The sequence below is a fragment of the Flavobacterium sp. genome (assembly GCF_044357305.1).
In the GTDB taxonomy this organism is placed as follows: Bacteria; Bacteroidota; Bacteroidia; order Flavobacteriales; family Flavobacteriaceae; genus Flavobacterium.
Genome location: NZ_JBIKPS010000021.1, coordinates 1 through 23443, shown reverse-complemented (window position 1 = coordinate 23443; position 23443 = coordinate 1). Strand labels below are relative to the sequence as shown.

The following is a 23443-nucleotide window of genomic DNA, read 5'->3' as shown; positions in this document are numbered from 1 at the left end:
AATGTCGGACTTTTTTTATTAGAAGCGAATGGTTTGCGCATTTTAGAAAAGGCAATTCCCGCTTTTCGTTGCAATCTTTTTTAACTCCGACAGAGTTAAAAACTCTGTCGGAGTCAAAAAAGGATTTCCACTGCAATCGGGGCTCAGATAGGTTTTGTCTTTTATTAATATAAAAGTATAATTATAAAACCATTAAATTGCAACCCCGAATGTCGGAATTATCAAATCTTCCTAACACTTCGAAGGAATTATTAGGATATTTCTTACCTAAATCTTGCGTAGCAATAAAGGAACAGGAATTTATATTGGCTAAATCAATAACGTTTATTCCACCGGTTTTCCCGACAGGAACATAAGTTAAGGGGTCTTCGGTATCGCGAATTAAAATATTCATCCAGTTAGGGCATTCAAATATTCCGTTACCTAATGAGTAGGCTTGCGATAATAATTCAGTCATGCCATATTCCGAATGAATGCTTAAAACGCCAAAACTGTTACAAAGAAGTTCATGTAATTCTTCTCGGATGATTTCTTTTCGTTTTCCTTTCATACCTCCAGTTTCCATGATAATGGTATTTTTTAATTCAAATTTTCGTTTTTCAATTAAATCCAGTAAAGCATAAGTAACTCCTATTAAAATAACATTTTGACCTAATGAATCCAATTCAATTAATTTTGAAATAAGCTCATCATAATTATTCAAATAAAAGCCACTGTTAAAGTTATTAGAAAGTTCAATCAAATCTTTCACCATATAGATTAATGAAGATCCACTGCGTTCTAAATAGGAGGGTAGCAATGCTAATACTACATAATCTTCAATGTTTCCGTAAAATTCAGAAAAAGCATTTCGATAACTATTTTCGTACAGAGTTACATCGGTAATTAAATGTTTGCTAGTAATCATTCCAGTTGTGCCGCTACTAGTAAAAGTCTCTTGAATAGAATCGGAATTAGAAACTATTTCATGACTCTTGAAAAACTGAATGGGTAAAAATGGTATCTGTTGTAAACTTTTTACACTGCCTTTTTCCACTTTTAATAGTTCGCAAAATTCACGGTAAACGGAATTGTTTTCGTGTTGGAAACGAAATACTTTTAAAGCAATTTTTTCAAATTGCTTTGCATTGGAAATTGTGAAAATATCTTGTGAAGTAATCAAGGTAATAATTTTTACAAAAGTAATAAAAATAAAAAAGCTCCAACGTGAATTGGAGCTTTTGAAATATAGATTAATTAATTATCTGATAACTAATTTTTTTGTTGCAGTTTTTCCTTCTTCTGTAATACGTACCATGTATACGCCAGTGTTTAATTGGCTTACATTAATTGCATTGGTAGAAGTTGTAGTGTTTAAAATTTGTTTTCCTAAAACGTCAAAAACAGTTACTGTTCTTTCTGCGTTAGCATCCGTATTAATGAATAAAGTTCCGTTAACAACTGGGTTAGGGTATATACTTAATCCAGAAATTTCTGATTGGTTATTTTTTAAGACTGCAGCAGTTACATAATCCCAAGTTCCACCAATTCTTACTTCATCTATTAGAATATTACCTGTTCCAGCAGTTGCTGTTCCAGCTTCTCTAATAGCAAACTTGTCTACTTGAGCAGGAGCTGCTGTAGTTCCTGTTGCATTAGTTACTGTTGCAGTTCCTTCGGTGCTTCCTATTGCAGGATTTACCCATAAGCTTGCAGTATTTGAAGTAAAATCAAATTTAACAACTACAAAATAAGTAGTATTTATGCTGTAATCTGTTGCAGAAAATGTTGGAGCAGCTGTTCCGCCAGATCCATTTAATATACCTAAATTAAAAGTATCCGCTACTGAGCCAGCACGAATATATAATCTAGAACTAAAAACGGTTAATGTTGGAGGTGTTGTTGAAGATGAAGTACCCAGCATTAAAAAATAATTTCCAGTAGTTGTGTTCGCAGCCTGACCAGTTACATTGGGTAGGTTTATTAATGCAGAGTAATAAGCTACGCCTGTTAATGCAGTTGCAGAAGTAAGATTAACGTCTTCAGTGTTTCCAGCAACAATTTGAGTTTGATTTCCACTTGAAGTTAAGCCTGTGTAATTTAGAGACCCTGCTAATGTTGTCATTTGTCCAGAAATGCCACTATGAGTAAGCCATCCGTTTGCATTTAGTGCTCCAGTGTATGGAAAAGCATCTGAGCCCTGAGCAAAAGTTGCTGTTGATGCAATCAGTAAAGATAAAATGTAAAGTTTTTTCATGATTTTTAAAATAAAATTATTTGACAAAGCTAATCACTATTTCTTTCAAATTGGAAAAATCCATGTAAAAAAATAGTTAATGAATGGTTTTTAATTATCGGATAATTAATTTTCTAGTAGCACTAGATTCTCCTTCTTCAATTTTGATAAAATAAACACCTGGGGAAAGTGTAGCAACATTTAATTCTTTAGATGTTAAAGTTGTTTGAAGAACTTTTTTTCCTAAAACATCAAAAATTGTAATTTGCTTATCGTCATTAGATTTGGAGGAAATGTATATCTTTCCATTGGTTACAGGATTAGGGTAAAAGTTCAAACCCTCAATTGTATTGTCCTGAACCTTTGGTTGCTGTTTTGTTTCTTGAGCTGCAACACTAAATGTGCTTAAGCAAAAGAATAACAATAAAGTATAAAAGTAAATTTTCTTCATTTGTTTCATTTCGTCCTAGCAAAGATATAATATTAATTTGAATAAAATTCCAAATTATTTCTAATTTGTTATTAATTTTATGTTAATATTAAAATAAAGGCAATAATAGTTTTTGATAGGATTAATAAAGATTGTTAGTTTAATGCTTTATTTTTTTTATTTGGGATGCTTTTGTTTTTAAATAGTTACGTTAATGTTATCATATTGTTTTCTAGTTAATAAATTCTATACTTTTGTACTATCTTTACAATCGGACCCCGAAACAAGTTTTTACTTTTATGAAAAAAAAAGAGATTAAAATATTATTAGTTGATGATGAACAAGATATTCTTGAAATTGTTAGTTATAATTTAAAGCAAGAAGGATATATTATTATCACTGCTTCTAATGGAAGAGAGGCTATTGCAGTTGCAAAAAAAGAACGACCACAACTGATTATTATGGACGTAATGATGCCTGAAATGGATGGCATGGAAGCTTGCGAAAATATTAGAAAAATTCCAGAATTAAGCAGTACTATTATTGCTTTCTTAACAGCTAGGAGTGAAGATTATTCTCAAGTTGCAGGGTTTGATGCTGGAGCAGATGATTATATTGCAAAACCTATCAAACCTAAACTGTTAGTTAGTAAAGTAAAAGCACTTTTAAGAAGGTTGAAGGAAGATTCTTTTTCAAGTGAAAATTTAAATGTTGGCGGAATCTTAATAAACCGAGAAGAATATAAAATAGTAATGGAAGGCCGCGAAATTGTGCTTCCAAGAAAAGAATTTGAATTGTTTTATTTGCTTGCTTCCAAGCCTGGAAAAGTTTTTAAAAGAGAAGAAATTCTCGATAAGGTTTGGGGTAATGATGTAATTGTGGGCGGACGAACAATAGATGTACACATTAGAAAATTACGGGAAAAAATTGGAGATAATTTTTTTAAAACCATAAAAGGTGTCGGTTATAAATTTGAAGTATAATTTTTTTATATAAATCAGAATACACTATATTAATGTCGTTAAACTTTAAGAAAACGTATACTTTTGCTGTAATTTCTACTCTATATATTACACTTTTTTCTACTGCTTTAGTTGTTGGATTGTTATTTTTATTTGCTACTTTTTCTTGGCAATTCGCTGTTGCTTTTGCATTTTCTATTGCTTTTTTTTCATTTTTCGTTTTGCAATATCGTGTGGAGCATTTTATTTATAGAAGGGTAAAAAAAATCTATGACGATGTATCTCTTTTAGATTCCTCTACACTAAGAACACAATCCATAACTACCGATATGGCAACGTTAACTCGAGAGGTTAAAAAATTTGCTACCGATAAAAAACTCGAAATAGAAAATTTAAAAGTCCGTGAGGAATACCGTAGAGAATTTATGGGAAATGTTTCCCACGAGTTGAAAACCCCACTTTTTACTGTACAAGGCTATCTTTCTACTTTGCTAGATGGCGCAATGAAAGACAAAGATCTTCGCAAAAAATATTTAGAAAGAGCAGAGAAAGGCGTAGAAAGACTTATATATATTGTTGAAGATTTAGATATGATTTCTAAATTAGAAATGGGTCAATTAAACTTGGAATATTCAGAATTTAATATTGTAGAATTGATTCAGAATGTTTTTGATTTGTTAGAAATGAATGCCGATAAAAAGAACATTATTTTAATGTTCGACAGAAAATACAACAAGGCAATTAATGTTATTGCCGATCAAGAAAAAATCCAACAATCAATAACCAATTTAGTTATAAACTCTATTAAATATGGTAAAGAAAATGGCACCACTGAGGTTGCTATTGAAGATTTAGTAGAAAATAAAATTATCGTTAGAGTTAAAGATAATGGCGAAGGAATTGAACAACAATTTATACCAAGACTTTTTGAACGTTTCTTTAGAGTAGATAAGAGTGGAGCACGAAGCGAAGGTGGATCCGGACTTGGTCTTTCAATTGTGAAACACATTATTGAAGGGCACAATGAAAAAATTTATGTAGAAAGCGAATTTAGTAAAGGATCTGAGTTTTCATTTACTTTGGAAAAGGTTAAATAATTCAATCCAATTGGTTTCTGATTTTATTTTTGGTAAACCTCTATATAAATACATAGCACTTAAATGTTCAAATCTAAATGTATGTTGTCTGGAACTCGCAATCATACCCGCAAATTTATATTTACTTGCTAAATACTCTTGTTCGTATTGTCCCGGAGTTGGAATAAAATAGGCTTTCTTTTCTAATTTTGTCAAATCCATAATCGTTGTGTAACCAGATCTTGAAAGCACCATTTCACTTTCATTAAAAGTTTTTTCTAATTGTTTCGTTTGCATATAATTATAATATGTAACGTTCCCAATTTGCTCTATTTTTTGCTCTGCCTCTACCTTTCCTTTTATAAATACTACTCTATAGGTATAGTTTTGGAGTCTTTTTGTAAGTTTTTCTTCTAATAGGCTTCTTTGTGGCTCTGGTCCAGACAGCAGCACCATTAGTTCGTATTTAATTGGAACAATCTCTTTCTTCATCCGGCTTAACATACCAATGTATTTAATAGTAAGATCGGTTTTTTTCAAATGGCCCAATTCGCCAGATAAATTTGGAGTTCCCATAACATCAGGCACCCAACATTCATTAAATTTTTTAATAAAAAAGGCATGAATTTTACTCGTAATCCAGGTAGTATTTCCCGACATAACCTTTAATTGGTGCGTAATATAAACCGAAGGTACGCTTTCACTATAAACTCCAAAGCGATTATCTGAAATAATTCCTTTAAGTGAATATTCTGTAGTCCATTTTTTTACCAATTTTTTTTCCGAAATAATTGCTTTAGCTATTAATGGACTATTTAGTACTATTTTCCATTTAAAAAACCGAGGATTTTTGGGGTATTTAATCCTGTAGGAAGGTAATTCCAATGCAGTTAAATGCGGAAACTCTTTTTTTAACAATAATAAGGAGTCTCCGTCGGATGCAATTATCGGATTAAAGCCATTTTTTTCTAGCTCTTTAATTATAAGAATACATCGCGTTGCATGGCCTAAGCCCCAGTTTAAGGGCGCTACCAGGATGTTAGTAGGTAAGTTATTTGTTGTCATAGGGTATACGACTTTATTAATTTCTGCAGTGCAATATATAAAAAAAAATGTAAACTAATATTTTCTTATTTTTACCAAAATATTAATTTTAGCCGTGGGAAGTAAAAACAAGTTAAAAAGGTTTAAGGAGAACGAAACATTCGAAAATGTTTTTCAACCTACAAGAGAAGAAGTAGTTAGCAATAGTTTTCCACTTCTAGGAAAATGGAACAGTGATTTCTTTAAAAATGACAATCCAATAATCATTGAATTAGGTTGTGGAAAAGGAGAATATTCTGTTGGTTTGGCCGCACTTTTTCCCGATAAAAATTTTGTGGGAATTGACATAAAAGGTGCCCGTTTTTGGCGTGGTGCAAAAACTGCAATAGACGAAGGAATGCACAATGTGGCATTTATTAGAACCCAAATTGAGTTAGTAAATCACATTTTTGCCGATGGCGAAGTAGATGAAATATGGATTACTTTTCCAGATCCACAAATAAAATACAAACGTACCAAGCACCGAATGACCAATTCGGATTTTTTACAATTGTATAAAAAAATATTAAAACTCAATGGTGTAGTGAATTTGAAAACCGATAGCGAATTCATGCACGGTTACACCTTAGGATTGTTGCACGGCGAAGGGCACGAAGTTTTGTATGCCAATCATAATGTATATAAAAATGAAGGATCGCCTAGCGAAGTAACAAGCATTCAAACCTTTTACGAAAAACAATATTTAGAAATTAATAAAGCAATTACGTATATTCGTTTTAAAATTAAATAAATGAATGTTTTTCTTCCGTTTTTCTGTGGATATTTAGCAGCAGTTATAGGGGTTATTCCACCAGGACTAATCAACTTAACTGCCGCCAAAGTGAGTCTTGTTGACGGAAAAAAAAGAGCAATGGTGTTTGTTTTAGGGGTATTATTGATAATATTTTTTCAAACCTACATTTCGGTAATTTTTGCTCAATACATAGATCGTCATAATGAGGTAGTAATTTTACTTCGCGAAATAGGACTCGTAATTTTTATAGCCTTAACCGTATATTTCTTGAAATTTGCCAAGAAACCTAATAGTAGTAACAATGAACACGCTGTTGTTAAAAGTAAACGAAGCCGTTTTTTTGTAGGCATGTTTGTTTCGGCAATCAATTTTTTTCCAATTCCATATTATGTATTAATTAGCATGACTATGGCTTCCTATAGTGTTTTTGCTTTTGAACCCGTTCCAGAATACAGTTTTGTACTTGGAGTAGTTTTGGGTTCCACAACAGTGTTTTATTTGTATGTAGCTTTCTTTAATAAAATGAAATCCAAAGCCGATTTTTTTATTAATAATATGAATAAAATGATTGGAACTATCACCGGAATTGTTGCGGTAGTAACGCTTATTAATCTAGTAAAGGAGTACTTTTAATGGAGGAAAATTTCTTTGAAAAAGTGTACACCATTGCAAAACAAATTCCCGAAGGCCGAGTTACTTCTTATGGTGCAATAGCCAAAGTATTAGGTACAGCTCGCTCTGCAAGAATGGTGGGTTGGGCAATGAATGCTTCCCATAATAGAGAGGACGTTCCTGCCCATCGCGTAGTGAATAGAAAAGGATTGCTTACGGGTAAAATTCATTTTGATGGCACTAACCTAATGCAACAACTTCTAGAAAACGAAGGCATTCAAGTAGTAGACAATCAAATTGTAGATTTTGAGAAGGTTTTTTGGGCACCTGAGATAGAAAACTAGTATATTTTATAAATTCTTTTTTTATATTTGTTCTTTAAATGAGTGCATTATGAAAACTACATCAAAAACTACTACCAAAACAGCAGAAAAAGACAATACTAAAAAAATGTCTAAAACATGGCTTGCAATGTTGAAAAATAAAGATGCAGGGAATAAGATAATTGACATGCGTGCAGTGTTAAAATAATAATATGGCTCGCTATTTATTAGATACTAATATTTTGGTTTATGTTTTATTATCCGAATTTGATAACATTTCCAAAGAAACAGAAGAGATTTTAAACGAGTATAACAACCAGTTATACACAAGTTCCATTTCGGTACTTGAATTGTTACAATTGTATAGAATTAAAAAAATACAAGCAAAGAAATATAAAACAGCAACAGAATTACATATTGCTATTGAAAAAGACTTCAATATCAAAATCATTCCCTTCACCAAAGAGCATACCAAAACACTATCTAAACTTAAAATCGCTTCCCATCACAACGATCCTTTCGATCACGCTATCCTATCACAAGCAATCACTGAGAATCTAATTCTGGTATCTTCTGATAAAAAATTCAAAGAATATACTTCACAACTACTACACTTTGTTTTTAATAAGAGATAATTTTTTACTGACGCAACAACTTCTAGTAAATGAAGGAGTTGCAGTTGTAAATAATCAAATTGTAGATTTCGAGAAGGTTTTTTGGGAACCTTCATTACAATAAATTTACCTTTTATATTCTTACTTTAGATTATCCTAAATCAATATCCCTCTACTCAATCGATTTCGTTAAACATCTGTTAATATTTTATAATATTTTTTCTTAAAACGTGATAAAAGTCATGTTAGTCCTTTCCTTTTTGTAGGAAATTTGCCCTATAATTAAAACAATAAATAGAGAGCAATGGAAACTTATGAAAAATGTCTGAAAATTATTCTTGTTGGATTTTTACTTTTTACGACCAACATCTTTTATGCCCAAGAATCAAAATTAAATTTAGCGGAAAGTAAATTAACCATATTTGGAACTTCTAATGTTCACGATTGGGATATCGTCGCTCATGCAATGAGCGGAAAAGCAACTTTTACTATCGAAGCTAATATATTAGAAGAAGTTAAATACTTAGATTTTTCTGTAGAGACCGAACAACTACTTAGCGGAAGATCTGGAATGGATGGCAATACCTTTAAAGCACTTAATAGTAAAAAGTATAAAACTATTAATTACCGTCTTACCAAAGTATTAAAAATTACCAAAACAGCTCCTAACACCTATTCCATAGAAACCCAAGGAGACTTAACTATTTCTGGTACAACAAAAAATATAACTCAAATTTTTACCGCAGTAGTTTCTGGAAAAAAAGTAATTCTTTCCGGAAAAACTAAAATTACAATGATGCAGTATAAAGTGACTCCTCCAAAAGCTTTGTTTGGAACCATCAAAACTGGACCAGATGTAACTATAGATTTTAAAGTAACTTATAATTAAAACAAAAATTAAAACCCCAAATCATGAAAAAATTTATTAAATTATCGTTGCTGATAGCCATTATAGGCTTCACAACCAGCATTAGTGCACAAACCACATTCGGACAGGTACAGAACAGTATTCCAAGAGATAAAGACGGAATAAATGTATTTGACGTTAAAAAAGACAGTGCCAAGTTCAAAGGAGTTAGTGTTTACTTAGGTGCGGCATTTGCATTACAATTTCAAGCATTAAATTCGTTCAATGACCATGAAAATCTTCCTGCGCCAATTGCAAATTACAGATTAAATAACCTTGCCAACAACTTGAATTTACCAATTGCCAACATGACATTTGGAGCGCAATTAGCAGATGGAGTTAGAGTTAATTTAGATCTTTATCTTTCTGCCAGACACCATAATGAAACATGGGTAAAAGGGGGGTATTTACAAATAGACAAATTAGATTTCATTAAAAAAGACTTCCTTGCCGATTTCATGAAATATGCTACAATTAAAGTAGGTCAAATGGAAAACAACTATGGGGATGCCCATTTTAGAAGATCCGATAATGGTAGTGCATTAGTAAATCCATTTATTGAAAATAACATTATGGATGCTTTTATCACAGAGCCAGGAGTTGAGGTTTACTACAACAGAAGCGGATTTGTAAGTATGTTAGGGGTAACCAATTCCAAATTGAATCAAAGTGTAGCCGAATTCATTCCTAGTAATGCAACTGTCACAGCGCCAGTTCCTAACACAACGGTTAGTCCAACTATCTTAGCTAAACTTGGATACGACAAACAAATAGATAAAGATTTAAGAGTAAGAGTAACCGGATCTTTTTACCATGTATCCAATATTAGTAGTGCTTTATACTCTTCTGATAGAGCAGGTAGTCACTATTATGCTGTAATGTCCCACCAAGCATATACTGGTGTAAGTGCTCCAGTAGCAAGTAATTTTGATGTAACAGCTAATAAAGATACTGGTAGATTTAATCCAAATTTTGGAAACTGGGCTACTTCTATTATGGTTAACCCATTTGTAAAATTCAAAGGTCTTGAAGTTTTCGGAACAATAGAATTTGCCTCAGGTGGTAACTTAAAAGGTTCTGACGAAACTCGTACCGTTAATCAATATTCAGGAGATGTAGTTTACCGATTCGGAAAATCAGAAAACCTTTATTTAGGAGCTAAATACAACACGGTTTCTGGAAAATTAACTAACACAGACGTGGATGCAATAAGTATAAACAGAGTAGAATTAGGTGGTGGTTGGTTTATGACCAAAAACATACTAGCTAAATTAGCTTATGTAAGCCAAAGCTATAAAGATTATTCTCAATTTACTGCAGGTAATCCTAACGATTTATATGGTGGTAAATTCAACGGTTTCATGTTCGAATCTGTTATCACGTTCTAGTAACAATAAACTAATACCAAAAGAGAAAAGTTTCGGCTTTTCTCTTTTTATAGGTTATGAAAGCATATAAAATTATAGTAGTAGTTTTAGTTTTTTTAAGTTTTGGTTTTACTTTTAGTACCAAAACCAAAGTCAAAATCACCTCTAAAAGTGAAATCACAATTCATGGAAAATCCAATGTAAATTCTTTTAAGTGCAAGTACAACTCTAATTTCCTAGAGGATGAAATTTTAGTTACGGTATTAAAAAATAACGAATCTAAAATGAGTTTTGCCAATGCTAAAATTGCTATAAAAAGTAAAGGTTTTGATTGTAGTAGTAAAATGATTACCAAAGATTTCAAAACTATTTTAAAAGCGGAGGACTTCGATAATATCAACATCGAATTAAAAGAATTAGATCTCAATGGTACTGCTATTACAACTAGATTACTAATTGAAATAGCAGGAAAAACGAAAGAGTATCTTATTCCGATGGCTTTCAACGCCAAAAATAATAATGTAAAAGGAACCTTAAAATTAAACATTAAAGATTTCGATCTCAAATGTCCCAAAAAAGTTTTTGGTTTAATTGAAGTTGATGATAATGTAGATATTAATTTCAATTTGTTTTTGCAGTATTAAAACAAGAAAGTAACACCTCCTATTGCTCCAAAGCCCTCAATTAAGTAAGCTTTCAATAAAATCAATAAGTTAAAATAATTACAAAAAAAAATGTTGACTTCAAACAATATTTTGTACAACCTAACGTTTTCTAAAAAAATAAAGAAAATGTAAAAATTTTCTTAAATAGTTTTAAAAATTATCCCCAAATTTATTAAAACTTTACGGATGTAATTTCTTAGGTAAAATGAGTATTTAGTAACTTAATTTATATCTAAATGAAAAAAAGCACACTAGTAGTGTTGTTATTGATAGCAACACAAGTAACATTTGGGCAAAATCCCGACTTAAAAGTAGGTCAAAAAACCCCCGATTTGGTAATTACAGATTATATTCTGAATACCCCAAAAGACAAGAATTTTTCTAATAAGTTCAAAGTTGTCGAATTTTGGGCAACATGGTGTGGTCCTTGTTTGGGAGCCGTGCCCCATTTAAACGAACTTCAAAACAAATTTAAAGACACTAACAATTTAGTGTTTATTTCTATTTCCGACGAAGCACCAGAAAAGATAAATAAAACGCTAAGCAAAATTAAATTTGAGACCATAGTGGTATCCGATCAAACTAAAAAGACCCATGAAAATTTAATAATGAGGAAGGATAAAAGTTATTCTATACCTGCCACAATACTAATTGATGATCAAAATATTGTTAGATTTATTGGGCGTCCAGAAATGTTAACTTCAGAATTAATAGATAAATTCATTAATGGCCAACTTCAAGATTTTAATGAAGTTAAAAAGGAAATAACCGAAGTAAACCAAACCACAGAGCCTGAAAATAAAGACGTTTCTGCTAGAGACTTGCTTAAAATTTATACTAGTGAGCGAGTAAATAAATCTGTTTTCTTAGCAGAATCAAATCCTAATCACAAACGGGATGTTCCCACTCTTTGGGATTTTTCAAAATCCAAATTAATGGTTTTTAATTGGGATTTACAATCCATTTTTGCAGCCCTTAATGAAGTTCCAGATTATAAAATAATAGTTTCAAAGGACATTTCAAGTCTAAAATATGATTTTTTGTTTATAGATAAAAATCTACTTGAAAATAAAGCATTATTTGAAAAGGATATGAAATTGTTTTTAATGAATACATTAAAATTAAAAGAAGTGAATACCACTAGGATTTCCGATGTGTATTTGTTAAAAATAATGGATGCAAAAAAATTAAAAGAAAACGAAAATACGGATGTTAATTCGGGTCATTCTGGTAGTACAGATCAATATTTCAATTTTGATGGAACAGATTTAAAATATGTTTCAGAAGGTATTTGTAATAATTTCAACATTATAGTTATAGATGAGAGTAACTCCAATGCTAAATATAATTTTTTATTCAAAAAAGGTAGCCTTGAAGATTTGATTAAAGAATTAAATGCTTATGGCTTAACTTTAGAAAAAGCCCAAAGAAATATAGATTGTATTCAATATGAAAAATAGAGTTTAGTTATTATTTTTATTGTTGATCAGATTGGGGATGAAAACATTCAAACCCAATCTTTTTTATTTCAAAAAACTACAGAATCATCCTAAGAAAACTTTAAACACCTAAACCCTTAAACTTATTACTGTCTTTGAAGTATATAATCTGCAATAATTAGAATTTATTGTAAATTAAAACATTAAATAAATATAATTCTTGAAAAATAAGAGATAAAAATAGTTGAAAATAAATGAATAAATTTTGAACAATATTTTTGGGGGCCTGAGATTAAATAAATTCACTTTCAATATCCAAAAAAAATAGGATTGATTATTAATCAATCCTATTCTAAGATATTCCTTATAAATTTTTAATACCAGATTAAGTCTAATTTAATAGTTATCCCATTTTGGTTTTTAGTAATGGATGTTGGATATGCAGTCGAACCAGTTGTATAATCAGTCATTAAGAAACCTACATAACTCATGTCGTCATCTGGAGTTCCTATAATTCCTAAATCATAATCAAAGAGTTGGATGAATCTTGATTGTGATAGATTAGTAATTGCAAAAGGTGTTGTTATGTTCCATCCAAACGGTAACATAGAAGGTGTTACATCAATTTTTCTGGCAGCAGATGTAGCATTAAACAAAATAGCACTATTCTGGTCTTGTATTTGAAAATATACATCAGGACCAGTGCCATCTAAATCCCAACCAGAGGTTCCTCCTGGTTTTGTAAATGGAATATTTAATAGTGTAACTGTAGTTATTTTTACGTTTGTTAATGGTGCTCCTATATTTACTGTTTTTATCGTTGATGTTGTGCCTCCTGCACCTGTAACTGTTAGTTTAACAGTATAAACTCCACCTGCAGTATAAAGATGTTGAGGGTTTGCTAGTGTTGAAGAGCTATTATCTCCAAAGTCCCATAAATAATTTACTGCATTTGTTGTTGTACTAGTAAATGATACTGTTGATGGTGCAGGGTTATTGGCACCTAAATAACTAAAATCTACTGTTGGAGCAGGAGTAACTGCTGGCGCAGTAGGAGAATCTTTGGAGCATGAAACTAGAATAGTTAAAATCGCTACCATTAGTGAAGTAAATAATTTTTTTTTCATTTTTTTCATTTTAAATTTCCCTACTCTTTTTGCTTTTCGGGTTCCGCACGAGTTAAATATAATTGGTTTATTAATTTTTAATAATGTTTCCTTTTTTGTGAGTTTTATTTTACAAATATATAAAATTATAGCAAATATGCTATAATTAATTTTTTTCTTTTCTCAGTGCATTTCTTAACACTTTCAGAGTTTTACGCAAACATTTAGTCTAATTTAAGGCTTATTAATATGATAATTTCACTTATTTTAATTCTTTAAAATTATAGCATATACGCTATAACAAAATAATATTAATTATCTTCATTTTGGTAAATGAAAAGGAGTGATAATATACCAAGAACATTTACATTTGATGAGGAAGGATTGCAGTTGTTAGCGAAGCGACTAAAAGAAATCCGTGCAGAAAAAGGTATAAGTCAAGAAGAGTTAGCTTATCGTTCCGAATTAACACTTTCACAAATTGCAAGGATTGAAACCATAAAAACAAATCCTACAATTAGTACTTTATTCAAATTAATCAGAACTTTAGAGATTTCCCCAAGTGAGTTATTCAATTTTGAGATATCTAAAAAAAATAATGAATAAGAAACTTTGCCTTGTTATTTTATAAATTGATAGAATTTAATTCTAAAAAACTACAGAATCATCCTAAGAAAACTTTAAACACCTAAACCCTTAAACTTTTAAACTTCTTACTATCTTTGCAATTCATATTCAGTTTAAATAAATTATGGTTTCCCCAACAACAAACCATAAACAACAAACGATAAACAAAAAAATGAAACTAGATAGAAAAGAAATCCTAAAAGCATTAGAAACTATTACTATTGCTGGCGAAGGAAAGAATATGGTAGAAAGCGGTGCTGTGAAAAACGTAATCACTTTTGGTGATGAGGTGGTAGTTGATTTAGTACTTTCTACACCGGCTATGCACATTAAAAAAAGAGCCGAAGACGATATAAAAAAATTAATTCACGAACAATTTTCTGCAGATGCAGTAGTGAAAGTGAATATTAAAGTAGAAGCCAAAGAAAATCCAAACGAAATCAAAGGGAAATCCATTCCAGGAATTAGCAATGTTATTGCGGTTGCTTCTGGTAAAGGAGGTGTCGGAAAATCAACCATTACTGCAAATTTAGCCGTATCCTTGGCTAAAATGGGCTTCAAAGTTGGCGTTTTAGATGCCGATATTTACGGGCCAAGCATGCCAATCATGTTTGATGTGGAAAACGAAAAACCAATTTCTATAGAAGTCGATGGTAAATCTAAAATGAAACCTGTAGAAAGTTATGAAATAAAATTACTTTCCATAGGATTTTTCACTTCCCCAAGTCAAGCGGTAATTTGGAGAGGTCCAATGGCAGCCAAAGCTCTAAACCAAATGATTTTTGATGCCGATTGGGGAGACCTTGATTTTATGTTAATCGATTTACCTCCAGGAACTGGCGATATTCATTTATCTATTATGCAATCCATGCCAATCACGGGAGCGGTAATTGTAAGCACTCCACAGGCAGTGGCTTTGGCAGATGCGAGAAAAGGAATTTCCATGTTCTTGTCAGAAAACATCAATGTTCCAGTTTTAGGAATTATAGAAAACATGGCCTACTTCACACCAGAAGAGCTGCCAGAAAACAAATATTACATCTTCGGAAAAGAAGGGGCTAAAAATCTTGCAGAAGATTTACAAGTGCCTTTCTTAGGCGAAGTGCCTTTAGTACAAAGCATTCGCGAAGCAGGAGACTACGGTCGTCCAGCAGCATTGCAAACAGCTTCTCCATTAGAAAAAGTATTCGAAGAAATTGCAAGAAATGTAGTGCAAGAAACGGTAAACCGCAATGAAAATCTTGCACCAACCGAAGCAATAAAAATAACCACAATGGCAGGATGTTCTGCGGTAAAGAAATAGACCACTTAGACTACTAGAAGTCTAAAAATCTAAATAATCTAAATTATGACACACGAAGAGTTGACTTTAAATATCGAAAAAGCACTAGAGGAAATCCGACCTTTCTTGAATTCCGATGGTGGCGATATTAGTTTGATTTCGATAGTAGATGAAAAGCATGTAAAAGTGCGTTTTCAAGGGGCTTGCACCAGTTGTAGTGTTAACCAAATGACTTTAAAAGCAGGGGTAGAGACTACGATAAAAAAATATGCACCGCAAATAGAAACCGTAGAGAACATTGCTTAGTTACTAGGTATGATAAAAATCATACATTTAAAAATTTATATTTTAGAATTTCGCATTCTCAACTTCTAAACGTATAAACTCATAAACTTCTAAAATGATTGAAACCGATATACTTATTATAGGGGCTGGTCCAACCGGACTTTTCGCAGTATTTGAAGCAGGATTACTACAATTAAAATGCCATATTATCGATGCACTTCCGCAACCGGGAGGGCAATTGGCAGAGTTATATCCCAAAAAACCAATCTTTGATATTCCGGGTTACCCCGAAGTTTTAGCAGGGGATTTGGTAACCAATTTAATGGAACAAATTAAGCAATTTCAACCCGGTTTTACCTTGGCGGAAACTGCAGAAACCATTGACACTTTAGAAGACGGAACGTTCATCGTTACTACCAATAAAGGAACCAAACACCATGCTAAAGCAATTGCTATTGCAGGTGGTTTGGGAACGTTTGAACCTAGAAAACCGCAATTAGAAAACATTTCTTTTTATGAAGAAAAAGGAGTGGAGTATTTTGTAAAAGATCCCGAATTGTTTCGCAATAAACGAGTAGTAATTGCCGGAGGTGGAGATTCTGCTTTAGACTGGAGTGTTTTCCTTTCTAATGTTGCATCTGAAGTGACATTGGTACACCGAAGAAATGAATTTCGAGGTGCTTTAGATTCGGTGGAAAAAGTGCAAGAATTAAAAAAACTAGGAAAAATCAACTTGATTACTCCAGCAGAAGTGGTTGCTGTTCAAGGAACCAACCACATTGAAAGTATCGTTTTAGAAAATGAAGGTGTGCAACAAGTTTTAGAAACCGATTTTTTCATTCCACTTTTTGGGCTTACGCCAAAATTAGGAGCGATTGCCAATTGGGGACTAGAGATTGAAAAAAATGCCATCAAAGTAAATAACGCCTTAGATTATCAAACCAATATTCCCGGAATTTATGCCATCGGCGATGTCAATATTTATCCAGGTAAATTAAAATTAATTCTTTGTGGTTTTCACGAAGCAACTTTAATGTGTCAAAGTGTTTACCAAAGAATCAATCCGGGTAAAAGATACGTGCTTAAATACACTACCGTTTCCGGTGTGGATGGTTTTGATGGAACTAGAAAAGAAGCAGAAAAAGCAGTGGTAAAATCGATTGATTGATTTCGTACTTCCAAAATTGATTAAGAATATTCAAATGGTTGACGATAAAGTCAGCCATTTTTTGTTTTTGTTAATAACTAAAATTGACAATTCGCTCCTTAAAACGTACTTTTGATAAATCCCAAAAATTAAATTTCCAATCCAATTTTATGGAATTCTTTTTGATTTTTGACATTGACTTTTGACATTGACTTTTGCCATTGCTATTGATTTTTGACATTGATTTTTTACTATGTATTTAATATTCGACACCGAAACTACCGGACTTCCTAAAAAATGGGCAGCACCAATTTCCGACACCGACAACTGGCCGAGATGCGTCCAAATTGCATGGCAGTTGCACGACGAAATGGGAAATCTACTGGAGCATCAAGATTATTTGATACAACCAGAAGGTTATAATATTCCTTACGATGCCGAACGCATTCACGGAATTTCTACCGAATTAGCCCAACAACAAGGGGTTTCGTTAAGTGAAATGTTGGAAAAATTCAATCTTGCTTTGTCGAAAGCCAAGTTTATTGTGGGTCAAAATTTAGGTTTTGATGTCAATATTATGGGTTGCGAATTCTTCCGCATGGGTATCCAATCCCCAATGTCTTCCATGCCAATTTTGGATACTTGTACCGAAGTTACCGCATCCTTATTAAAACTTCCAGGTGGTCGTGGAGGAAAGTTTAAATTACCAACGCTTACCGAATTACATCAATACCTTTTCAACCAGACATTTGCAGAAGCGCACAACGCCACTGCCGATGTAGAGGCAACCACCCGTTGCTTTTTAGAATTAATTCGAACCGAAGTTTTCACCAAAACCGAACTCGAAGTAGAACAAGAGTTCTTCGAAGATTTTCAACTGAAAAACCCAAGGTCTATTCAATTAATAGGATTACAACATAGCAATCTTAAAGAAGCTTCCGATAAAATTCGGCAGCAATTTGGCGATAAAGGAAATGTGCCTCTTTCCAAAGAAACTCTTTCCGAAAATAAGCAAATCCTAATCGATACCGATTTTGTTCATTTGCATAATCACACCCAATTTTCAGTATTACAATCTACTGTTTCAGTGAAAGATTTAGTGGCTGCAGCGGTTCAAAATAAAATGCCAGCGGTTGCAATGACCGATATCGGGAATATGATGGGGGTTTTTCACTTTGTGCGCGATATTTTATACCACAATAAAAACGCAGAAACCAAAAACAAAGCCGCTATTGATGCTGGCGAAACACCAACTGAAACTATCATTAAGCCTATTGTGGGCTGTGAATTTTTCGTTTGCGACAACCACAAAGATAAAACTAGAAAAGACAACGGCTACCAAATAGTTTTGTTAGCCAAAAACAAAAATGGCTATCACAATTTAGCAAAAATGTCATCCATTGCATACACAAATGGATTTTATTATGTACCAAGAATTGACAGAGAAATCTTACAAAAATACAAAGAAGATATTATTGTACTTTCGGGAAGTTTGTATGGAGAAGTACCCAATAAAGTATTAAATCTTGGTGAAAATCAAGCCGAAGAAGCACTTCTTTGGTGGAAAGAACAATTTGGCTCCGATTTTTATATCGAGTTAACGCGCCACAATCAAGAAGATGAAAACCGTGTAAACTCTTCCTTAATTACATTAGCAAGAAAACATAATGTAAAAATGGTTGCTACCAACAATTCGTTTTACATCCATAAAAAAGACGCCAACGCTCACGATATTTTACTTTGTGTTCGCGATGGCGAAAAACAATCTACACCAATAGGTCGCGGTCGTGGCTACCGTTTTGGATTGCCAAATCAGGAATATTATTTCAAGTCGAGTGAAGAGATGAAAAAACTCTTTTCCGATTTGCCTGAAGCCATTTCTAACATCACTGAAATTGTAGATAAAATTGAAATCTTCAATTTGGCGCGGGAAGTTTTATTGCCAAAATTTGATATCCCCGAAGAATTCTTGATTGCTGAAGATGTTGCCGATGCAGGTAAAAGAGGAGAAAATAAATTCCTTCATTATTTAACTTTTGAAGGAGCCAAAAGAAGGTACAAAGAAATCACACCAGAAATCCAAGAGCGTATTGATTTTGAATTGTTAACCATTCAAAATTCAGGTTATCCAGGTTACTTTTTAATTGTACAAGATTTTATTGCTGAAGCTCGTAAAATGGGAGTTTCGGTAGGGCCTGGGCGGGGTTCTGCAGCAGGATCGGTAGTAGCCTATTGCCTCGGAATTACCAATATCGACCCACTTTTATACAACCTGCTTTTTGAGAGATTCTTAAATCCAGACAGGGTTTCCCTTCCCGATATTGATATTGATTTTGATGACGAAGGAAGAAGTAAAGTCATGGATTATGTGATCCAAAAATACGGTTCCAAGCAAGTAGCACAAATTATCACTTACGGAACCATGGCAGCCAAATCTTCGGTTCGGGATACCGCTCGTGTTTTGGATTTGCCATTATTTGAAGCCGATAAAATCGCAAAGTTAATTCCGTTGAATTTAAATTTGGCTAAGATTTTTTCCATGGACGATGTGGGACTTAAAAAAGCGCTCCGTCCAGAAGATTTTGATAAAGTTAAAGAATTAATTGCCCTTGGTAAGGCTTCCGATTTAGGAGGAGAAACCATCCAACAGGCGCAAATTCTAGAAGGAAATCTAAGAAATACTGGTATTCATGCTTGTGGGGTTATCATCACTCCAGATGATATTACCAATTTCGTTCCGGTGGCAACGGCCAAAGATTCCGATTTATATGTTACCCAATTTGATAACTCGGTAGTTGAAAGTGCCGGATTGTTAAAGATGGATTTCTTGGGTTTAAAGACCCTAACTTTGATTAAAGATACTGTAAAATTAGTAAAATATAGAACTGGCAAAGACATCAATCCCGATGAATTTCCTATTGATGATTTAAAAACCTACGAACTTTTCCAACGCGGCGAAACGGTAGGTATTTTCCAATACGAAAGTCCCGGAATGCAAAAATACATGAAGGAATTAAAGCCAACGGTTTTCCCCGATTTGATTGCCATGAATGCATTATATCGTCCAGGACCAATTGCTTATATTCCTAGTTTTATCAAACGAAAAAATGGCGAAGAAGAAATCGTTTACGATATCGATGCCTGCGAAGAATTACTAAAAGACACCTACGGAATTACCGTTTACCAAGAACAAGTAATGCTTTTATCGCAAAAATTGGCCGATTTCTCAAAGGGGGATGCCGACGTTTTGCGTAAAGCAATGGGAAAAAAACAACGGGACGTACTGGATAAAATGAAACCCAAATTTATTTCGCAAGCCGAAGCCAAAGGACATGCTGCCGATAAATTAGAAAAAATCTGGAAAGACTGGGAAGCCTTTGCAGAATACGCCTTTAATAAATCGCATTCTACTTGCTACGCTTGGATTGCGTATCAAACCGCTTACTTGAAAGCCAATTATCCAGCCGAATATATGGCTGCGGTTTTGTCTAATAACATGAACGACATTAAGCAAGTTTCCTTCTTTATGGAAGAATGCAAACGCATGGGATTAACGGTTCTTGGGCCCGATGTAAACGAGTCGTTTTATAAATTTACGGTAAATGATAGCTATGCCGTTCGTTTCGGAATAGGCGCTGTAAAAGGCGTTGGTGCCAATGCCGTAGATACCATTGTACAAAATAGAAAAGATGCTCCGTATAAATCTATTTTTGATTTGGCTAAAAAAATCGATTTACGTGCAGCGAACAAAAAAGCCTTTGAAAGTTTGGCGTATGCCGGTGGTTTCGATTGTTTTGACAACACCCACCGTGCACAATATTTTCACATAGAAGGCGAGGGAATTACCTTTTTAGAAAAAGCCATTCGCTATGGATCGAAATTTCAAGAAAATGAAAATTCCTCCCAAGTGAGTTTGTTTGGCGAAAGTAGCGATGTTCAAATTGCAGAACCAGTCGTGCCTCCTTGCGACGATTGGAGCACCATGGAAAAATTAGCCAAAGAAAAAGAAGTGGTTGGTATTTACATTTCAGGGCATCCGCTGGACGATTACCGATTTGAAATGAAATATTTCTGCAACGTTCGTTTGGCGAATTTAAAAAGTTTAGAGACTTTGGTTGGCAAAACCCTAACCTTTGGAGGTATTGTAACCAACGTGCAATACCGCACTGGTAAAAACGGAAAAGACTGGGCAATGTTCACACTAGAAGGGTATGACGAAAGCCATGATTTCAGAATTTTCAATGAAGAGTATTTAAAATTCCGTCATTTCTTGGTGAATAACCAGTTTATTTATTTCAAAATTCATGTAAAAGACGGCTGGGTAAATCGGGAAACCGGTAAAAAATCCGAACCACAAATTAATTTTCAAGATGCTAAACTATTGGCCGATGTGTTGCCAACATTTGCTAAAAAACTTTCCATTCAATTGAATATCCAAGATTTACATCCTAATTTAATTCAAAAATTAAACGAAGTTTTCAAAGCCAACAGTGGAGAAAACGCAGTAAATTTTGAAGTTATAGAAACCGAAATTATTTCTAAGCCAGTAGAAGTGGTTAAGCCCTTGGAGCCAGTTTTAATTTCAAATAATGAAGAAGAAATTGATATCGAAAATCTAGATATTTCGGAAGTGATGGAAGAAGAGTTAATTGAAAATGAGCCTGTTGCAACAGAACAAGTAAAAAGAATTACTACTCTAGAAATGGCAAGTAGGAAGCTAAAAGTCAAAATCTCCAAAGAACTATTAACCGAATTAGATTTAATACAAGTTAACTTTAAACTCAATTAATCGATTAAATCAATTAAAAAATAGCTAAAAGTAATACATGTTACATTTGGATGACTAAATAATTATCTACATTTGCAATTGGAAACAAGTTAAACTTAAACAAAAAAATATATGGCATTAGCAATAACAGATGCTACTTTTGATGAAGTAGTATTAAAATCAGACAAACCAGTAGTAGTAGATTTTTGGGCAGCTTGGTGTGGACCATGTAGAATGGTTGGACCAGTTATCGACGAAATTCATGGGGAATACGAAGGAAAAGCAGTTGTAGGAAAAGTTGACGTAGATGCAAATCAAGAATTTGCTGCAAAATACGGCGTTAGAAACATTCCTACCGTGTTGATTTTCCAAAACGGTGAAGTAGTAGGTCGTCAAGTAGGCGTTGCTCCTAAAAAGACGTACACTGATGCTATTGATGCATTGTTAGTGTAATTTATTAAATTCAAAGATATCAAGTCTGGCAACTGCCAGGCTTTTTTTATGCCTAATTTTTTTTGTAGCGAAACATTAGGCATTTTAGCAATGGCAATTCCTGCTTTCGCCTTTAGTCTCGTTCCGTACCTCCACGAGAGCTACCGGCTCAATCAGGGCTATGCTCCCAGCAAATGGTATGAAATTCCAATTTTCTAAAACACCCTACTATATATAGTACAATCTACTTCCTATCCTAACAGGTTTCCAAAACCTATTAGGTTTGAAAGATTATGAGTTCCAACAAAAGACATAACCTAATTAAAAACCAAATTTCCCAAAACCATCAATAAATAAAACCCCAACTATATTTTCTATCCATGTTCCCCTCTCCTTTGGAGAGGGGTTAGGGGAGAGGAGAGCTATGTTTTTCTAAAACCAAGCGAAGCTTCTAATACCAAGAAAACTATGAAACTATGTGGTTTTAAAAAAAAAATCACGTTTTCCCTCTCCTTTGGAGAGGGGTTAGGGGAGAGGAGAGCTATGTTTTTCTAAAACCAAGCGAAGCGTCTAAAGCCAATAAAACTATGAAACTATGTGGTTTAAAAAAAAAATCACGTTTTCCCTCTCCTTTGGAGAGGGGTTAGGGGAGAGGAGAGCTATATTTTTCTAAAACCAAGCGAAGCTTCTAAAACCAATAAAACTATGAAACTATGTGGTTTTAAAAAAAAAAATCACGTTTTCCCTCTCCTTTGGAGAGGGGTTAGGGGAGAGGAGAGCTATATTTTTCTATAACCAAGCGAAGCGTCTAAAGCCAATAAAACTATGAAACTATGTGGTTTTAAAAAAAAAATCACGTTTTCCCCCTCCTTTGGAGAGGGGTTAGGGGAGAGGAGAGCTATGTTTTTCTAAAACCAAGCGAAGCTTCTAAAACCGAGAAAACTATGGAACTATGTGGTTTTAAAAAAAAAATCACGTTTTCCCTCTCCTTTGGAGAGGGGTTAGGGGAGAGGAGAGCTATATTTTTCTAAAACCAAGCGAAGCTTCTAAAACCAAGAAAACTATGAAACTATGTGGTTTAAAAAAAAAATCACGTTTCCCACCCTCTTCAAAGGAGAGGGAAAGAGGATAGCTTCCTTCTAAAACCCCACCAAACAAAAAAACTTTGCTCAACAACCTTCACGAATTCAGCGCATTAAAAAATACTTTCAAAAAAGGTATTGAAAACCCTTGCGAGAGTGAAAAAGAATGGTACTTTTGCACCCGCATTAAGGCAGACGTTCTTTACAAACTGAGACTACAAAACTAAAAAAATCTAAAAAAAAGATTTGCGAGAAACAAATAAAGGT

General features: G+C 33.3%; 22 protein-coding genes. 17 read left to right on the top strand and 5 right to left on the bottom strand.

Going from position 1 to position 23443, the window contains the following annotated elements; all coding sequences use genetic code 11:
- Positions 1-181: 181 nt before the first annotated feature.
- From ACIQ2J_RS11730 to ACIQ2J_RS11720, 3 genes are all read right to left on the bottom strand, one after another.
- Positions 182-1162: an acyl transferase gene (locus tag ACIQ2J_RS11730; RefSeq protein WP_396169993.1), complete on the bottom strand. Its 981-nt coding sequence runs from the start codon at positions 1160-1162 to the stop codon at positions 182-184.
- Between the two features lie 78 nt (positions 1163-1240).
- The gene (locus tag ACIQ2J_RS11725) at positions 1241-2236 is read right to left on the bottom strand and encodes a T9SS type A sorting domain-containing protein (RefSeq protein ID WP_396169991.1); all 996 of its coding nucleotides are present in this window, start codon (positions 2234-2236) and stop codon (positions 1241-1243) included.
- Between the two features lie 94 nt (positions 2237-2330).
- Complete coding sequence (locus ACIQ2J_RS11720; RefSeq protein WP_396169989.1) at positions 2331-2666, bottom strand: T9SS type A sorting domain-containing protein; 336 nt, start codon at positions 2664-2666, stop codon at positions 2331-2333.
- A gap of 278 nt (positions 2667-2944) precedes the next feature.
- Between ACIQ2J_RS11720 and ACIQ2J_RS11715 the strand changes: the two genes are divergently transcribed.
- Complete coding sequence (locus tag ACIQ2J_RS11715) at positions 2945-3628, top strand: response regulator transcription factor (RefSeq protein ID WP_396169987.1); 684 nt, start codon at positions 2945-2947, stop codon at positions 3626-3628.
- A 32-nt stretch (positions 3629-3660) separates the two neighbouring features.
- On the top strand, positions 3661-4704 hold the full coding sequence (locus ACIQ2J_RS11710) for a sensor histidine kinase (RefSeq protein ID WP_396169985.1): 1044 nt from the start codon (positions 3661-3663) through the stop codon (positions 4702-4704).
- Here the strand turns inward: ACIQ2J_RS11710 and ACIQ2J_RS11705 are convergent.
- Entirely contained in the window at positions 4678-5748 is a 1071-nt protein-coding gene (locus ACIQ2J_RS11705) for a glycosyltransferase (RefSeq protein WP_396169983.1), read from the bottom strand. The two genes, ACIQ2J_RS11710 and ACIQ2J_RS11705, sit on opposite strands and share 27 nt — an antisense overlap.
- Before the next feature lie 94 nt (positions 5749-5842).
- On the opposite strand from ACIQ2J_RS11705, the gene trmB reads away from it, so the two are divergent.
- The 9 genes from trmB to ACIQ2J_RS11660 all read left to right on the top strand — a co-directional run bounded on the left by trmB (position 5843) and on the right by ACIQ2J_RS11660 (position 12468).
- Positions 5843-6517, top strand: a complete 675-nt coding sequence (trmB, locus tag ACIQ2J_RS11700) for a tRNA (guanosine(46)-N7)-methyltransferase TrmB (RefSeq protein ID WP_396169981.1) — start codon at positions 5843-5845, stop codon at positions 6515-6517.
- Positions 6518-7153 carry a LysE family transporter gene (locus ACIQ2J_RS11695; protein ID WP_396169978.1) on the top strand — a complete coding sequence of 212 codons (636 nt, stop codon included), beginning with the start codon at positions 6518-6520 and terminating at the stop codon, positions 7151-7153.
- Positions 7153-7476 (top strand): MGMT family protein, encoded by a 324-nt coding sequence (locus tag ACIQ2J_RS11690; RefSeq protein ID WP_396169976.1) that lies wholly within the window; start codon positions 7153-7155, stop codon positions 7474-7476. The genes ACIQ2J_RS11695 and ACIQ2J_RS11690 overlap by 1 nt, the downstream gene beginning before the upstream one ends.
- Positions 7477-7525: 49 nt before the next feature.
- Positions 7526-7663, top strand: coding sequence for a hypothetical protein (locus ACIQ2J_RS11685; RefSeq protein WP_396169974.1), 138 nt, complete (start codon positions 7526-7528; stop codon positions 7661-7663).
- Between the two features lie 4 nt (positions 7664-7667).
- Positions 7668-8090, top strand: a complete 423-nt coding sequence (locus ACIQ2J_RS11680; RefSeq protein WP_396169971.1) for a type II toxin-antitoxin system VapC family toxin — start codon at positions 7668-7670, stop codon at positions 8088-8090.
- Positions 8091-8373: 283 nt separating this feature from the next.
- Positions 8374-8958 carry a YceI family protein gene (locus tag ACIQ2J_RS11675; protein WP_396169969.1) on the top strand — a complete coding sequence of 195 codons (585 nt, stop codon included), beginning with the start codon at positions 8374-8376 and terminating at the stop codon, positions 8956-8958.
- A 23-nt stretch (positions 8959-8981) separates the two neighbouring features.
- On the top strand, positions 8982-10364 hold the full coding sequence (locus tag ACIQ2J_RS11670; protein WP_396169967.1) for a hypothetical protein: 1383 nt from the start codon (positions 8982-8984) through the stop codon (positions 10362-10364).
- Between the two features lie 56 nt (positions 10365-10420).
- Positions 10421-10987: a YceI family protein gene (locus ACIQ2J_RS11665; RefSeq protein WP_396169965.1), complete on the top strand. Its 567-nt coding sequence runs from the start codon at positions 10421-10423 to the stop codon at positions 10985-10987.
- Positions 10988-11244: 257 nt separating this feature from the next.
- Entirely contained in the window at positions 11245-12468 is a 1224-nt protein-coding gene (locus ACIQ2J_RS11660; RefSeq protein WP_396169962.1) for a TlpA family protein disulfide reductase, read from the top strand.
- A gap of 353 nt (positions 12469-12821) precedes the next feature.
- Here ACIQ2J_RS11660 and ACIQ2J_RS11655 read toward each other — a convergent pair whose 3' ends face one another.
- A complete protein-coding gene (locus tag ACIQ2J_RS11655) occupies positions 12822-13574 on the bottom strand; it encodes a PKD domain-containing protein (protein WP_396169960.1) in 753 nt (250 codons plus the stop codon).
- Between the two features lie 312 nt (positions 13575-13886).
- Here ACIQ2J_RS11655 and ACIQ2J_RS11650 point away from each other — a divergent pair, with 312 nt between their 5' ends.
- The 6 genes from ACIQ2J_RS11650 to trxA all read left to right on the top strand — a co-directional run bounded on the left by ACIQ2J_RS11650 (position 13887) and on the right by trxA (position 22115).
- Positions 13887-14159 carry a helix-turn-helix transcriptional regulator gene (locus tag ACIQ2J_RS11650; RefSeq protein ID WP_396169958.1) on the top strand — a complete coding sequence of 91 codons (273 nt, stop codon included), beginning with the start codon at positions 13887-13889 and terminating at the stop codon, positions 14157-14159.
- A gap of 193 nt (positions 14160-14352) precedes the next feature.
- Complete coding sequence (locus ACIQ2J_RS11645) at positions 14353-15483, top strand: P-loop NTPase (RefSeq protein ID WP_396169956.1); 1131 nt, start codon at positions 14353-14355, stop codon at positions 15481-15483.
- A gap of 45 nt (positions 15484-15528) precedes the next feature.
- Positions 15529-15768, top strand: coding sequence for a NifU family protein (locus ACIQ2J_RS11640; RefSeq protein ID WP_396169953.1), 240 nt, complete (start codon positions 15529-15531; stop codon positions 15766-15768).
- Positions 15769-15862: 94 nt separating this feature from the next.
- Entirely contained in the window at positions 15863-16915 is a 1053-nt protein-coding gene (locus ACIQ2J_RS11635) for an NAD(P)/FAD-dependent oxidoreductase (RefSeq protein ID WP_396169950.1), read from the top strand.
- A gap of 232 nt (positions 16916-17147) precedes the next feature.
- The gene (dnaE, locus tag ACIQ2J_RS11630; protein WP_396169947.1) at positions 17148-21683 is read left to right on the top strand and encodes a DNA polymerase III subunit alpha; all 4536 of its coding nucleotides are present in this window, start codon (positions 17148-17150) and stop codon (positions 21681-21683) included.
- Positions 21684-21794: 111 nt separating this feature from the next.
- Positions 21795-22115: a thioredoxin gene (gene trxA, locus ACIQ2J_RS11625; RefSeq protein WP_396169945.1), complete on the top strand. Its 321-nt coding sequence runs from the start codon at positions 21795-21797 to the stop codon at positions 22113-22115.
- Positions 22116-23443 lie beyond the last annotated feature (1328 nt).

Excerpts from the sequence above, each read along its gene's own strand:
- ACIQ2J_RS11725 (WP_396169991.1), bottom strand. The coding sequence starts at position 2,236 with ATGAAAAAACTTTACATTTTATCTTTACTGATTGCATCAACAGCAACT.
- ACIQ2J_RS11690 (WP_396169976.1), top strand. The coding sequence starts at position 7,153 with ATGGAGGAAAATTTCTTTGAAAAAGTGTACACCATTGCAAAACAAATT.
- ACIQ2J_RS11710 (WP_396169985.1), top strand. The coding sequence starts at position 3,661 with ATGTCGTTAAACTTTAAGAAAACGTATACTTTTGCTGTAATTTCTACT.
- ACIQ2J_RS11670 (WP_396169967.1), top strand. The coding sequence starts at position 8,982 with ATGAAAAAATTTATTAAATTATCGTTGCTGATAGCCATTATAGGCTTC.
- dnaE (WP_396169947.1), top strand. The coding sequence starts at position 17,148 with ATGTATTTAATATTCGACACCGAAACTACCGGACTTCCTAAAAAATGG.
- ACIQ2J_RS11655 (WP_396169960.1), bottom strand. The coding sequence starts at position 13,574 with ATGAAAAAAAAATTATTTACTTCACTAATGGTAGCGATTTTAACTATT.
- ACIQ2J_RS11675 (WP_396169969.1), top strand. The coding sequence starts at position 8,374 with ATGGAAACTTATGAAAAATGTCTGAAAATTATTCTTGTTGGATTTTTA.
- ACIQ2J_RS11705 (WP_396169983.1), bottom strand. The coding sequence starts at position 5,748 with ATGACAACAAATAACTTACCTACTAACATCCTGGTAGCGCCCTTAAAC.
- ACIQ2J_RS11635 (WP_396169950.1), top strand. The coding sequence starts at position 15,863 with ATGATTGAAACCGATATACTTATTATAGGGGCTGGTCCAACCGGACTT.
- trxA (WP_396169945.1), top strand. The coding sequence starts at position 21,795 with ATGGCATTAGCAATAACAGATGCTACTTTTGATGAAGTAGTATTAAAA.
- ACIQ2J_RS11680 (WP_396169971.1), top strand. The coding sequence starts at position 7,668 with ATGGCTCGCTATTTATTAGATACTAATATTTTGGTTTATGTTTTATTA.
- ACIQ2J_RS11650 (WP_396169958.1), top strand. The coding sequence starts at position 13,887 with ATGAAAAGGAGTGATAATATACCAAGAACATTTACATTTGATGAGGAA.
- ACIQ2J_RS11695 (WP_396169978.1), top strand. The coding sequence starts at position 6,518 with ATGAATGTTTTTCTTCCGTTTTTCTGTGGATATTTAGCAGCAGTTATA.
- ACIQ2J_RS11665 (WP_396169965.1), top strand. The coding sequence starts at position 10,421 with ATGAAAGCATATAAAATTATAGTAGTAGTTTTAGTTTTTTTAAGTTTT.
- ACIQ2J_RS11720 (WP_396169989.1), bottom strand. The coding sequence starts at position 2,666 with ATGAAGAAAATTTACTTTTATACTTTATTGTTATTCTTTTGCTTAAGC.
- ACIQ2J_RS11660 (WP_396169962.1), top strand. The coding sequence starts at position 11,245 with ATGAAAAAAAGCACACTAGTAGTGTTGTTATTGATAGCAACACAAGTA.
- ACIQ2J_RS11715 (WP_396169987.1), top strand. The coding sequence starts at position 2,945 with ATGAAAAAAAAAGAGATTAAAATATTATTAGTTGATGATGAACAAGAT.
- ACIQ2J_RS11685 (WP_396169974.1), top strand. The coding sequence starts at position 7,526 with ATGAAAACTACATCAAAAACTACTACCAAAACAGCAGAAAAAGACAAT.
- ACIQ2J_RS11640 (WP_396169953.1), top strand. The coding sequence starts at position 15,529 with ATGACACACGAAGAGTTGACTTTAAATATCGAAAAAGCACTAGAGGAA.
- ACIQ2J_RS11645 (WP_396169956.1), top strand. The coding sequence starts at position 14,353 with ATGAAACTAGATAGAAAAGAAATCCTAAAAGCATTAGAAACTATTACT.